At 67.3% G+C, this 13,345-nt stretch carries 13 protein-coding genes and 1 pseudogene; 4 read left to right on the forward strand and 10 right to left on the reverse strand.

Annotation, left to right across the window (positions count from 1 at the left end; translation table 11 throughout):
* Positions 1 to 452: 452 nt before the first annotated feature.
* Positions 453 to 1,673 carry a CaiB/BaiF CoA transferase family protein gene (locus VZC37_RS11670; protein WP_330433130.1) on the forward strand — a complete coding sequence of 407 codons (1,221 nt, stop codon included), beginning with the start codon at positions 453 to 455 and terminating at the stop codon, positions 1,671 to 1,673.
* A gap of 144 nt (positions 1,674 to 1,817) precedes the next feature.
* Positions 1,818 to 3,461, forward strand: coding sequence for an AAA family ATPase (locus tag VZC37_RS11675; protein WP_330432669.1), 1,644 nt, complete (start codon positions 1,818 to 1,820; stop codon positions 3,459 to 3,461).
* On the opposite strand, the gene VZC37_RS11680 is transcribed toward VZC37_RS11675, so the two are convergent.
* Entirely contained in the window at positions 3,458 to 4,084 is a 627-nt protein-coding gene (locus VZC37_RS11680; protein ID WP_330432670.1) for a DedA family protein, read from the reverse strand. The two genes, VZC37_RS11675 and VZC37_RS11680, sit on opposite strands and share 4 nt — an antisense overlap.
* 241 nt (positions 4,085 to 4,325) lie before the next feature.
* Between VZC37_RS11680 and VZC37_RS11685 the strand changes: the two genes are divergently transcribed.
* Entirely contained in the window at positions 4,326 to 5,426 is a 1,101-nt protein-coding gene (locus VZC37_RS11685) for an alpha/beta fold hydrolase (RefSeq protein WP_431309389.1), read from the forward strand.
* Between the two features lie 24 nt (positions 5,427 to 5,450).
* Here the strand turns inward: VZC37_RS11685 and VZC37_RS11690 are convergent, their stop codons facing one another.
* A complete protein-coding gene (locus VZC37_RS11690; protein WP_330432671.1) occupies positions 5,451 to 7,475 on the reverse strand; it encodes a sugar phosphate isomerase/epimerase and 4-hydroxyphenylpyruvate domain-containing protein in 2,025 nt (674 codons plus the stop codon).
* 75 nt (positions 7,476 to 7,550) lie between these two features.
* Positions 7,551 to 7,814: pseudogene (locus VZC37_RS11695) on the reverse strand (tRNA pseudouridine(38-40) synthase TruA); the annotation flags it as partial.
* A 96-nt stretch (positions 7,815 to 7,910) separates the two neighbouring features.
* On the opposite strand from VZC37_RS11695, the gene VZC37_RS11700 reads away from it, so the two are divergent.
* A complete protein-coding gene (locus VZC37_RS11700) occupies positions 7,911 to 8,753 on the forward strand; it encodes a hypothetical protein (protein WP_330432672.1) in 843 nt (280 codons plus the stop codon).
* 84 nt (positions 8,754 to 8,837) lie between these two features.
* On the opposite strand, the gene truA is transcribed toward VZC37_RS11700, so the two are convergent.
* The 7 genes from truA to rpmJ all read right to left on the reverse strand — a co-directional run bounded on the left by truA (position 8,838) and on the right by rpmJ (position 13,286).
* On the reverse strand, positions 8,838 to 9,713 hold the full coding sequence (gene truA / locus VZC37_RS11705) for a tRNA pseudouridine(38-40) synthase TruA (RefSeq protein WP_330432673.1): 876 nt from the start codon (positions 9,711 to 9,713) through the stop codon (positions 8,838 to 8,840).
* Positions 9,714 to 9,731: 18 nt separating this feature from the next.
* Positions 9,732 to 10,367 (reverse strand): 50S ribosomal protein L17, encoded by a 636-nt coding sequence (gene rplQ, locus VZC37_RS11710; protein WP_330432674.1) that lies wholly within the window; start codon positions 10,365 to 10,367, stop codon positions 9,732 to 9,734.
* Between the two features lie 57 nt (positions 10,368 to 10,424).
* Entirely contained in the window at positions 10,425 to 11,477 is a 1,053-nt protein-coding gene (locus tag VZC37_RS11715) for a DNA-directed RNA polymerase subunit alpha (RefSeq protein WP_330432675.1), read from the reverse strand.
* An 88-nt stretch (positions 11,478 to 11,565) separates the two neighbouring features.
* A complete protein-coding gene (gene rpsD / locus VZC37_RS11720; protein ID WP_330432676.1) occupies positions 11,566 to 12,171 on the reverse strand; it encodes a 30S ribosomal protein S4 in 606 nt (201 codons plus the stop codon).
* Positions 12,172 to 12,196: 25 nt separating this feature from the next.
* A complete protein-coding gene (rpsK, locus tag VZC37_RS11725) occupies positions 12,197 to 12,604 on the reverse strand; it encodes a 30S ribosomal protein S11 (RefSeq protein WP_330432677.1) in 408 nt (135 codons plus the stop codon).
* A complete protein-coding gene (gene rpsM / locus VZC37_RS11730; protein ID WP_330432678.1) occupies positions 12,604 to 12,972 on the reverse strand; it encodes a 30S ribosomal protein S13 in 369 nt (122 codons plus the stop codon). The genes rpsK and rpsM overlap by 1 nt, the downstream gene beginning before the upstream one ends.
* Positions 12,973 to 13,172: 200 nt before the next feature.
* Positions 13,173 to 13,286 carry a 50S ribosomal protein L36 gene (rpmJ, locus tag VZC37_RS11735; protein ID WP_040515091.1) on the reverse strand — a complete coding sequence of 38 codons (114 nt, stop codon included), beginning with the start codon at positions 13,284 to 13,286 and terminating at the stop codon, positions 13,173 to 13,175.
* Positions 13,287 to 13,345: the final 59 nt, after the last annotated feature.

Consider the following 13,345-nt stretch of genomic DNA (forward strand, 5'->3'; position numbering starts at 1 on the left):
CAGCGTCCACCCCGTGACCGTCCTCGTTCCCGTCCCGGGCACGATCCGGATCTGCGCCGTACTGTTCTGCGCCGTACTGTTCTGTGCCAGGCCGATCTGCGCTGTGACGCCCTTGGCGGTGACCTGGTGAGGTCATGCCGGTTCCCCCCTCCGAACTCGATCCTGTGACTCTTGGACGCAGCCCGGTCGCAATCGGTTCCCCACGATCCACAGAAGTTCGGATCTGGTCCCCCGACCGACCGTGCGCACGCCTCAGGCGGTCCACATCGATCCGACCGGCGAACCATGGCCACCGGTCGTCGTGGCCGATCCTGCCATACCAGCCCGACTCCAACCACACAACACCCGGGTTTGGGACCGTTCGGATGACCATCGTCGGGGCGGTCCGGCTGGGCGCAATCTACAGCCGCCCCGCTCGCCGGGCACTGAGCACGATCGGCGATGCTGACTGTGTGACGCACACCGATGTAGCCGCACCCGGCGCCCTCGACGGCCTGCGGGTGCTGGAACTGGGCACGCTGATCGCCGGGCCGTTCGCCGGTCGCCTTCTCGCCGACATGGGTGCCGACGTCGTGAAGATCGAACCGCCGGGTTCCCCGGACCCGATCCGAACGTGGGGTCAGGCCGAAGAGGACGGCGAGCGTGTGTATTGGACCGTCCACGCCCGCAACAAGAAGGCGATCACGCTCGACCTGCGCTCCCCGGCCGGCCGAGACATCTTTCTCCGGCTCGTCGACCACGCCGACATCGTCGTCGAGAACTTCCGCCCGGGAACACTCGAACGATGGGACCTCGGCTACGACGTCCTCGCCGACCGCAACCCCGGCATCATCCTGGTCCGCGTGTCCGGATACGGCCAGACCGGTCCGGCATCGGCGCGCGCCGGGTACGCCTCCGTCGCCGAGGCGGAGAGCGGGCTGCGGTACCTCAACGGCTACCCGGGTGAGGCGCCGCCTCGTCTCGCACTCTCCCTCGGGGACACCCTGGCCGGGATGTTCGCCGCCCAGGGCGCCCTGGCGGCGGTCTACCGTCGGACCGTCACCGGCCGCGGGCAGGTCGTCGACACCGCGCTCACCGAGGCCTGCCTGGCCGTGCAGGAATCGACGATCGCCGACTACGACCTCGCGGGTGTCGTTCGCGGCCCCTCGGGTACCCGGCTCGACGGCATCGCGCCGTCCAATCTGTACCTCGCCGCCGACGGCCTTCGGGTGGTCATCGCCGCCAACCAGGACACGGTGTTCCGGCGCCTCTGCTCGGCGATGGAATGTCCGGAGCTCGCCGACGACCCCCGCTTCGTCGATCACCGCGCCCGCGGCGACCACCAGGACGAACTCGACGGGATCATCGCGGAGTGGGCCATCGGGCACACGAGCGACGAACTCATCGAGATCCTCGGCGCGGCCGGTGTCGTGGTGGGGCCGGTCAACACCGTCGCCGAGGTCGTCGCCGATCCCCAGATGCAGGCCCGCGACATGCTGATTCCCCACCATGACGAGCGAATCGGGCGCGACATCCTGGGCCCGGGTATCGTCCCGAAGCTGTCCGAGTCCCCGGGAAGTGTCCGGTCCGCGGGACCGCCGCGTCCCGGGACGCACAACGACGAGATCTATCGCGACCTGCTGGGCCTCGACGACGAGGCGATCACCGCCCTGCGTGGCGAAGGGGTCATCTGAACGTTCTCCCCAGGGGGCAATGAGGCTGGTCAGCGGGGCTCTGCGGCCGTCGCAGCATTCGGCGGCACCGTAAGTGTTCGTTAGACTCTGAACTCGCGACGGAATGCACGCCGTCGGACCACCTACAGGGGGATCTTTTCTCACATGACGTACGACGACTCCGGGAGTTTCGACAATTCCGGTGTGCCGGCGCCCCCACCATGGCTTCAGTTCGCCGAGCCGGAGCCTGCGGAGGCGCCACCACCGGCTCCGCCGTCCCACCGCCCACCGGACCGGGAGCAGGCCGCGCAACCCGACGACGGACGTCCAGGCGCTCCGGTAGCGCCGGGGTCGCAGGTTCCTCCGGTACCGCCGGGACCACCCAACGGCCCGTTCGGGCACGGCCCCGTCCCGCCCGGGAGGCCGATGCCGCCGGGCCCGCCTGGCCCCCCACCGGGCCATATGCCCCCACACATGCCCCCGGGCCGGCCACCCGGACCGCCGCCGTCGACGCCTCCCGGGCGCGGGCCTGCCTCCGGAGAGACCGGCGTGCCGCCCGGCCCGCGCGTCGACGACGCCGGATGGTCGGAGCCGTCCGGATCACCGGGCACCGGCCCGGATCAGGCCCCCTCCGGCAGCTGGGGTCCGCCACCGTGGGCCGATTCGCCTGGTCCGCAGGCCCCACCGCCGGAACACCCGCAGGCTCGGGCGCCCGAGTCGCCGCCGAGCCCGTACGGCCCGCCGCAGAGTCCGACACAACATGGTCCGACACCCCAGGGTCCGGCACCGATGGGTCCGGCACCGATGGGTCCGGGAACCCCGTACGACGGTTATCCGATGGGACCGCCGGGATACGGCGACCCGCAGTCGGGACCGGCGCTCGACGAGGTCGCGCTGATCCGCAAGGCACGCAGGCCACCGAGCCGCGGGTGGCGTCGGGCGGTGCACACGATCTCCGCGGGCGCCATCAATCCGGGTGAGTCGTCGGCCGACCTCGAGTACAAGCGGCTGCTCGAACGCGTCAACCGACCGGTTCGCGGCGACTACCGCATCGCGGTGCTGTCGCTGAAGGGCGGAGTCGGCAAGACCACCACGACCGTCGGGTTGGGCTCCACGTTCGCCTCGCTGCGCGGAGATCGCGTCATCGCGGTGGACGCCAACCCAGACCTCGGAACACTCGCTCAGCGCGTGCCGCAGCAAACCCGGTCGACGGTTCGCGACCTGCTCGCCGACACCAACGTCTACCGCTACTCCGACGTGCGAGCGCACACCTCGCAATCACCGAGCCGCCTCGAAGTACTTGCCTCCGAACGTGATCCGGCGATGGCCGAGGCGTTCAGCGAGGAGGAGTACCGCGGCGTGATGCGCATCCTCCAGCGCTTCTACAACATCATCATCACCGACTGCGGCACCGGCCTGAGCCATTCGGCGATGGGCGGTGTCCTCGACCTCGCCAACGCGATCATCCTGGTGAGCTCACCGGCGATGGACGGGGCACGCAGCGCCGGTGCGACTCTCGATTGGCTGGCCGCCCACGGATACGGTCACCTCGTCTCACGCGCCGTCGTGGTGTTGAGCTCGTCGCGGCCCGGAGCCTCGACGATCGACACCGATCAACTGGGCCAGCACTTCCTGACCCGTTGCCGCGCGGTGCACAAGGTCCCGTTCGACGACCACCTCTCGGAGGGCGCCGACGTCGACCTCGATCTGGTCAGCAAACAGACCCGGCGTGCCTTCGTCGAGTTGGCGGCGACCATCGCCGACGACTTCGCCTCGGTCGGCGACGAACGGGACCAACCCTTGTACTAGCCTCGCGCGCCGGGCACCTGACGCCTGTTGCGAACCCGGCGGTGGACGAGGGTGATGGCGGTCGGGACCACGACGGTGACCACCGAGGCGATGATGAACACCTCGATGTGGTCGCGGATGATCGGCACCTGGCCGAGGAAGTAGCCGAGCACGATGATGCCCGCTGCCCAGGTGAAACTGCCGAGGACGCTGAAGATCGTGAACACCCGGTGGGACATGCCGGTGAACCCCGCCACCAGGGGCGTCAGGGTACGCACGATCCCGATGAAGCGGGCGAAGAACACCGTAAGCGCGCCGAACCGCTCGAAGTAGCGGTGGGTCTTCTCCAACGGCTCCGGCCCGATCCAGCGCACGATCCGCCCCTCGACCGCGCCGGTTCCGAGACGCCGACCGATGAAGTAGCCGACCTGGTCGCCGACGATGGCCGCCATCGGGACCGCGACGCACAGCAGCCACAGGGGCGCGAACGGATCCGGTTGCGCGGCAAACACCCCCGCAGTGAACAACACCGAGTCGCCCGGGAACACGAACCCGATCAACAGACCGGTCTCGATGAAGATGAGGATGCACAGCCCGATCAGGCCACCGGTCGCCAGGAAGTTGTCGACGTCGAACGGATTCATCACCTCGCCTAACGACGTAGGCGTTCCTCCGGCGGATTCCGGAGCCACGACCGAGCGTCTGACACCAGAGTCGGGGTGCGAGGTTAACTCGATGCAACATCTTGGGCGAAATGTGCCAAACTGCGGTTTACTCGTGAGTAAGCAACATCAGGAGACCGCGCACCGGCGGAGGCGGACGACCGCCTCGTCAGCCGGAACGTCGCACCACAGCCATCACACCGACGTGACATGAGGAGCCACCGTGTCCGGAACCACACACCCTCCGACCAGGGGTTCCCGGAGCCGTCCCCGCGCGCAGAACGGCAAGAGCCCTGCGCTGCGCCCGGTGACCGACACCGAGATGCGCATCGAGTACCACACGATCCACGGCTACCGGCGTGCCTACCGGATCGCGGGCAGCGGACCCGCGCTTCTGCTGATCCACGGCATCGGCGACAACTCCTCGACCTGGGATTCGATCATCCCGACACTGGCCCAGCACTACACGGTGATCGCGCCGGATCTCCTCGGCCACGGACGGTCGGAGAAACCCCGCGCCGACTACTCGGTGCCCGCGTTCGCGAACGGCATGCGCGACCTGCTGGTGGTGCTCGGCATCAGCAAGGTGACCGTCGTCGGACACTCGCTCGGCGGCGGGGTCGCCATGCAGTTCTGCTATCAGTTCCCGCGCTTCGTCGAACGCCTCGTCCTCGTGGCAGCGGGCGGCGTCACCCGCGACGTCAACCCGGCCCTGCGGCTCGTGTCGATGCCGGTCGCTCACGAGATCCTGACGCTGCTACGCGTACCCGGCGTCATGCCGACGCTGCGACTCGCGGCGCGAACCCTGGCAGCCGCGCCACATGTCCCCGGGGTGCCCGCGGCCGCATCCCCGAGACGGCTCCTCAACGATCACGAGGACCTCGTGCGGGTACTCGGCGATCTCGCCGACGCGACGGCCTCGTCGGCCTTCCTGCGCACCCTGCGGGCCGTCGTCGACTGGCGTGGGCAGGTCGTCACCATGCTCGATCGGTGTTACCTCACCGAACGGCTCCCCGTCTTGCTGATCTGGGGCGACGAGGACACCGTGATCCCCTACCACCACGCCCAGCTCGCACACTCGGCGATCCCCCACTCGGAGTTCGAGACCTTCTCGGGCTGCGGACATTTCCCGTTCCACGCCGACCCCGACCGGTTCGCCAAGACCATCATCGACTTCATCGACCGCAACGAGGCGGTGGTCTTCGATCCCGCGAACTGGCGCCATCTGATGAGCGAAGGGCAACGACCCGGGGATTTCACCGGCGACGAGCAGACCGTCGAAGCGGTGCTCGAGGCGATCGAGGACGAACGCAGCGCCACCTGACCCCGGAATCACCAGCGAGGCATCTCACCGATCGTGCAGATCCGCCGCCACATCGCCGAGGGACTGCGGACCTCGACCGGCTTCCGCTGCGCGCCGATGGAGTTCGGCCGCGACCCGGACCGGCGAGTTCACCTCGCCGTAGCCTCGATATCCATTGCGGCGGCACACGATCTCGAAGAACAGGTCCTCCCCGACCGTCTCGGTGAAGAAGTGGAGGAACTCGCCACCGCGCTCATCGGCGTCGAACAGGATGCCGAGTGGCCGCAACCGCTCGACGAAGTCGTCGGACAGGTCATATCGCGCCTGCAGGTCGGCGTAGTAGTTGTCCGGGATGTGCAGGGGACGCAATCCACGCGACCGGCATTCCGCGGCGACGGCGTAGATGTCGTCGCAGGAGAACGCCACGTGCGTGAGGCCTCCCGGTCTCTTCAACAAGCCATGGGTGTCGAGTTGGGTCGGCACCATCGATGCGACGACCCGCAGTTCCGACCCCGAGTCGACAGGCATCGTGAGCGCCTGGGTACGCATCGTGCCGACCGCGTCGGGCACGTCGAGCCCGTCGTCGACGCGCATGTCGAAGACCGACCGCAGCAGCAGCATCGCTCCTTCCCAGTCGGCCGTCGCGATGCCGATGCCGACGTGGTCGACCCCTGTGTAGAGGTGCGGCGTCGGATCCGCATGTCGCGGGACGAGGTCGAAACGCTCCCGCCACTGCGCCGCGGACACCGCTGCCCGCAGGTCGATGGCCAGGGTGTCGGTGACCTCCAGTCGCACCACGTCGTCGGCGGTGCGCGCACCCACCGACCCGGGGGCCCGCACCGGGGCCACCGGCACGTCGAAGGCGGCCGCACGGCGTTCCCAGGCGGGCGGGTCATCACTGCGCAAACCGATCTGGGCGATGGTGGGCATGTCCGGAGGTATCCCGGGAGCGCTCCACACCGTCCCTGCGGTCGGATCGACGACGACGGCGATCTCGCTGTCGCGGTAGAGACGCAACCCCGTCTCGCTGTCGACTCCTTGGAGTCCGAATCCGATGTGTGACAACGTTTCCGCGACCCGTGGCGCCATCACCGGACCGGCCGCGACCCGGACGGACACCACGTCGCCCGCCGACGCCCGGGGCGAGCGTCCCGCCACCACCGGCGTCGCCGTCGGCATCGCCGCCTCGGACTCGGCTCCCGGTTCGGCGGTCAGTTCCGCCAGATATCGCAACGAACGATGGGCGTCGAGCGCTGTTCTGGTGGGGTCGGCGTGCCGGAGGATGTCACTGAAGACCTCGAGGGACCACGGACCGCGATAGTCGGCCGCCTTCACCGCCCGGATGAAGCTCCGCAGGTCGAAGTTCCCCTGCCCGGGAAGGCACCGATGGTGACGGCTCCATTGCAGCACGTCCATCTGCATCGCGGGAGCGTCGGCGAGCTGCAGGAAGAAGATCGACCCCGGCTCCAGGTCTGCGATGCCCGCCGGATCGTGGCCACGCGACAGCACATGGAAACTGTCCAGACAGTTCCCCAGACGGGGATGACCGACCGCCGCGACGAGCCGCGCCGCATGCCGGTAGTCATTGACATGGCGCCCCCATGCCAGGGCCTCGTAGGCCAGCCGCTTCCCGCGCCGCTCGGCGAGCACGGCCGCCCGCTCGAGTTGTTCGCACAGACGGTCATCGTCTCCGACGGCGGCGGCCAGCGGAGACGAACACACGAGGAGCAGATCGCATCCCAGTTCGTCCATCACGTCGAACTTGCGCTCGAGGCGAACCAGGTTACGCTCGAATCGCTCCTCGTCGCTGCTGTCGAGATCCCGGAAGGGCTGGTACAACTCGACGCGGAGTCCGCGCTGTGCCGCGGCCCGCGCGACGTCGCGCGGTGCTGCCGGCGACGCGACGAGATCCGGCTCGAACACCTCGACACCGTCGAACCCGGCAGCAGCGGCGGCGTCGAGTTTCTGCTCCAGGGTGCCGGCCAGACAGACGGTTGCGATGGATGTCCGGGGCAGCCCGGCGGGTTCGGGACTCGCTGCGCTACGGGTGGAGCTGACCTCGACACTCATCGCCGACCTCCTCGTGGTGACGCGAAACACACCCACAATGTACCAAATAGTACATTAGTGCGTCCACGACCGCCGGTCGACGTCGCGGCGTCCGTCACCGACGCTGGCCACCGCACCCACCAGGGAGCGCACCATCGACCAACAGAACGCGTCGGCGCTCACCTGTCCGACGAACACTCCGTCGGCATCGACCGTCCACTCGAAGCGCTGCAGGTCACGGATCGTGGTCGCACCTTCGCGGCGGCGACAGAAGGCGGCGAAGTCGTTGAGCCCGAGCAAGGTCCGGGCCGCGGCATTCATCGCGTCGACGTCGAGCGGCCGACGCCGGGGACTCGTCGTCGAGCACCCGTCTGTCCTTCAAATACCGCCTGCGCGTTGTCCCGCAGGAGTAGGCTCCGAAAAGGCAGTTGAGCCAATTCTCTCCTTGGAGTCCCGATGGAATGGCCGAAAAGTATACGTGCTCTACCGATCGTTGCCATTCTCGTAGCCTCAGCCGCTGCGGCATTGAGCAATCCGGCTCAGACGACGGCGGCCGAGATCAGTCGGCCGTCGACGGTCGGCGTCGAGCCCGGATCGGCCGCCGGCCTCGAGCCTCGACAGGCAGCTGGGCCTCCGCCCGGTGCAATCCTGTTGGGGATAGCCAAGAATCAATGGTCGTACTGCGTGCTCCTCTGCCCGCCGATGATCGAGTTCGCGTTCAACGTGACGACAGCGACCTTGAACGCTCCCGAAGTGTACGACCGGGCACTTGCCGAGACCGGATCCGAGAGCCGGGCCAGGGGCATCGCGCTGACCACAGTGACCGGTCCGGCGAGCGACGGGATCGACAAGATGTTCAGCCTCGATATCGCGCTGGTGGTGCCGAAGGTGAAGAACGTCATGGGGGTGACAGCCGTCGAGATGATGACCGTTGCCGACCTTGCCCTATCGGGTGACACACCTGATGAAGTCGGCGCGGCTTACGACACGGGGCGCACCCGGATTCTCGAAGCAGTCGAGACGCCGATGATGTACAACCCACCAGACCTCAGACAACCAGATACCCGGTTGCAGTACGCCGCCGTCAACGCCGTCGATATCGGATGGACGGCGGGTTATGTGGTGCCGGAAATGATGATGATCGGCGGTGCCGCCTCGGTCGACAAGGCTGCGGACGCCCTGGCCGCCACGGGCGACCCGGCCCAGGCACGGGACGCGGGACTCGCAAGCCTCAACCAGGTCATCCACGAGGCTGGGCTTGTCCTCCGCGACTCGATCACCAATCGTCGTCAGCCGTAGACGGCGCGCGACCGGCGGAATCATGCCGCGGGGCGCGGTGAGGTCGAACTTTTTCACCCCCTCCTCCCCACGAGCTGATCGCGTTCAGGCGCCGCAGCATCCACCGGGGGACCGGACGTCCTTGGTGATCTCGTTGCGGGCTGCCAATTCGTCGGCGGCGGGATAGTCGACGCCCACCAGACACAGGCCGCGCGCCTCGGCGACCGGAACCCGGCTGCTGCGAGTCCTCTCGGCCAGCAGGCCTCGGCACCAGTCGACGTCGCGGCGTCCGTCACCGACGCTGGCCACCGCACCCACCAGGGAGCGCACCATCGACCAACAGAACGCGTCGGCGCTCACCTGTCCGACGAACACTCCGTCGGCATCGACCGTCCACTCGAAGCGCTGCAGGTCACGGATCGTGGTCGCACCTTCGCGGCGGCGACAGAAGGCGGCGAAGTCGTTGAGCCCGAGCAAGGTCCGGGCCGCGGCATTCATCGCGTCGACGTCGAGCGGCCGACGCCAGGACGCGGTGGTACGCGCCGCGACGGGCTCTGCTCCCCAGACCGCATCGGTGAGTCGGTACACGTAGTGCCGCCGCAGCGCCGAGAAGCGTGCGTCGAACTCGGGGCTGACCCGCTCGATCCGCCGAACCCGCACGTCGTCGGGAAGCATCTTCGCGAGCCGGCCCACCAACCTCGACGGGTCGCCGCCGATCGATCGCGTGTCCAGCGCCGACTCATCGACGTCGGCATGCGCGACCTGACCGGTGGCGTGCACCCCCGCGTCCGTACGGCCGGCGACAGTGAGCCGGACGGGTACCCGCAGCACCGTGCCCAGGGTGTCCTGGAGAACACCGCAGACGGTCCGCTGGCCCACCTGGGTCGCCCATCCGGCGAAATCGGTTCCGTCGTAGGAGATGTCGAGTCGCAGACGACAGAACCCGCCATCACCTGGTGTGGTGACGGCGGGTTCCGGCAACTCTGTTGAGCTCAGCGACTACTTCTTGTCGCCATCGACGTCCGCACCCGCTGCCTCGGCATCGGGGGCGGTCGCCGCGGAGGACTCGTCGTCGACGGCCTCGGCCACGGCCTCGGCGTTCTCGACGGCCGAATCGTCGGCGTCGGCCTCGACGGCCTCCACCGGGTTCTCCGGGGTGTCGGCGTCGGCCACGTCGTCCTCGGTCGCGACGACCTCTTCGGTGTCGGTGAGCTTCTCCTCGGCGGCCTTCTTGGACGCGGCGACGCGGGTCGCGCGGCTGGCCTCGCTCGACGCGGTCGACTCACGCACCAGCTCGATCACGGCCATGGGGGCGTTGTCGCCCTTGCGCGGCAGCGTCTTGATGATGCGGGTGTAACCGCCCGGACGATCCGCGAAGAACGGACCGATCTCGGCGAACAGGGTGTGCACGACATCCTTGTCGCGGATGTCCTTCATCACCTCACGCCGGTTGGCCAGCGAGCCGGCCTTGGCGTGGGTGATCAGCTTCTCGGCGTACGGACGCAGCCGTTTCGCCTTCGCTTCGGTGGTGGTGATACGGCCGTGCTCGAAGAGCGAGGTGGCGAGGTTCGCCAGCATCGCCTTCTGGTGGCTGGCCGACCCGCCGAGGCGGGCACCCTTGGTGGGCTTGGGCATTTCTCTTCTCCTAGAAGAAACTCACGATCTCTCGACCGGAAGGGTTGGGCGAGCGGCTTACAGCTGCTCGGTCTCAGCGAAATCCTCACCGGAGTCGGCGTCGAACGACGCGTCATCCGACCACGTACCGGTCGCCGGGTCGTATCCGGCCACCTGCGACGGGTCGAAGCTGGCCGGGCTGTCCTTGAGCGACAGACCCAGCGCGTGCAGCTTGACCTTGACCTCGTCGATCGACTTCTGGCCGAAGTTGCGGATGTCGAGCAGATCCGACTCGGTCCGGGCAACCAGCTCGCCGACGGTGTGCACACCTTCGCGCTTGAGGCAGTTGTAGGAACGGACGGTCAGCTCCAGATCCTCGATCGGCAGGCTGAACGACGCGATGTGGTCGGCCTCGGCCGGCGACGGCCCGATCTCGATGCCCTCCGCCTCGACGTTGAGCTCCCGGGCGAGCCCGAACAGCTCGACCAGGGTCTTGCCCGCCGAAGCGAGCGCGTCCCGAGCGGTGATCGAGTTCTTGGTCTCCACGTCGAGCACGAGCCGATCGAAGTCGGTGCGCTGCTCGACACGGGTGGCCTCGACCTTGTAGGTCACCTTGAGCACCGGCGAGTAGATCGAGTCGACCGGAATGCGGCCGATCTCGGCACCCGACGCCTTGTTCTGCACGGCCGGCACATAGCCGCGGCCCCGCTCGACGACGAGCTCGATCTCGAGCTTGCCCTTGTCGTTCAGGGTCGCGATGTGCAGGTCGGGGTTGTGCACGGTGACACCGGCCGGGGGCACGATGTCGGCGCCGGTGACGGTGCCCGGACCCTGCTTGCGCACGTACATGGTGACCGGCTCGTCCTCTTCGGAGCTCACCACGAGGCCCTTGAGGTTCAGGATGATGTCGGTGACGTCTTCCTTCACACCCGGGACGGTGGTGAACTCGTGCAGGACACCGTCGATGCGGATGCTGGTGATCGCAGCTCCGGGGATCGACGAGAGCAGGGTACGACGCAGCGAATTGCCGAGGGTGTAGCCGAAGCCCGGCTCGAGCGGCTCGATGACGAACTTCGAGCGGTTCTCGGCGATGATCTCCTCGGTCAGAGTGGGTCGCTGTGAGATGAGCATTTCTGTGAATCTCCTTGTGGCCGACCGCTATTTGACGGCCTAGAAGTGGACCGAACAGCTGTTGCTGTCTGGCTGGACTACTCGAGGTCTACTTGGAGTAGAACTCGACGATGAGCTGTTCCTGCAGCGGAACGTCGATCTGGGCGCGCTCGGGCACGTTGTGCACGAGGATGCGCAGCGTCGACGGAACCACCTGCAGCCAGCCCGGGACCGGACGGTCGCCCTGGATCTCCTTGGCGATCTGGAACGGGACGGTCTGCAGCGACTTCGGCTTGACGTCGATGATGTCGTACTGGCTGACGCGGTAGCTGGGCACGTCCACGTTCACACCGTTGACGGTGAGGTGTCCGTGGGTGACCATCTGGCGGGCCTGACGACGGGTCCGGGCCAGTCCGGCGCGGTACACGACGTTGTCGAGACGGGTCTCGAGCAGCTTCAGCAGCTCGTCACCGGTCTTGCCGGTGCGACGGTTGGCTTCTTCGTAGTAGCGACGGAACTGCTTCTCCATCACTCCGTAGGTGAAGCGCGCCTTCTGCTTCTCCTGCAGCTGGAGCAGGTACTCGCTCTCCTTGATCCGCGAACGGCCGTGCTGGCCGGGCGGGTAGGGGCGACGCTCGAACGCCTGGTCTCCGCCGATGAGATCGACGCGCAGACGACGGGACTTCTTGGTTGCGGGGCCGGTATAACGAGCCATTTTCTTCTACCTCTTCCTTTCCCGCTTAGACCCGACGCCGCTTGGGCGGACGGCAACCGTTGTGCGGCTGCGGGGTGACATCGGAAATGGTGCCGACCTCCAGGCCGGCAGCCTGCAGGGAGCGGATAGCGGTCTCGCGACCCGAACCCGGTCCCTTGACGAACACGTCGACCTTCTTGACGCCGTGCTCCTGGGCCTTGCGCGCAGCGTTCTCGGCCGCGAGCTGAGCCGCGAACGGAGTGCTCTTGCGCGAGCCCTTGAAGCCGACGTGACCCGACGACGCCCAGCTGATGACGGCGCCGCTCGGATCGGTGATCGACACAATGGTGTTGTTGAACGTCGACTTGATGTGTGCGTTGCCGTGCGGGACGTTCTTCTTATCGCGACGGCGGGTGCCCTTCTTGGGGCCTGCGCTACGTGACTTGGGTGGCATTACTTCTTCTTCCCGGCGATGGTCTTCTTCGGGCCCTTACGAGTACGGGCATTGGTCTTGGTGCGCTGTCCACGGACGGGCAGGCCACGACGGTGGCGGAAGCCCTGGTAGCAGCCGATCTCGATCTTGCGACGGATGTCGGCCTGCACCTCGCGACGCAGGTCACCTTCGACCTTCACCGAGTTCTCGATGTACTCACGCAGCTTGGCGACATCGGCGTCGGTGAGATCCTTCGCACGGAGGTCGGCAGAGAGCCCGGTCCCCTCGAGGATCTCCTTGGAGGTGGTACGACCAACTCCGTAGATGTAGGTCAGTGCGATCTCCAGCCGCTTCTCGCGGGGGAGATCCACACCAGCAACACGTGCCATGTGGCGTTTCCTTCACTTCTCAGAGGTCTGCTCCCAGTCCGTCCCGAAACTCTTGTCGGGCTCCGGCCTCTGAACCGAAGGTGGGCGACGACCCGTATGTCGCCGCTGGTGCTGGGAGGGCTTCACAAAGAATGTTCAGCTCTCGATTGCGTATTCAGTTGTGGTCTAAAACTTCAAGCGACCCCGAGGGGTGCCGATGATCAGCCCTGACGCTGCTTGTGACGCAGGTTGTCGCAGATCACCATGACCCGACCGTTGCGGCGGATCACCTTGCACTTCTCGCAGATCGGCTTGACGCTCGGCTGAACCTTCACGTCCGCTTCTCCTTGACTGGTCCGGGCACGACGCAGCCGCGCCCGATCTGTCCTCGCCC

It is taken from the genome of Gordonia sesuvii (assembly GCF_036350415.1).
Lineage (GTDB): Bacteria > Actinomycetota > Actinomycetes > Mycobacteriales > Mycobacteriaceae > Gordonia > Gordonia sesuvii.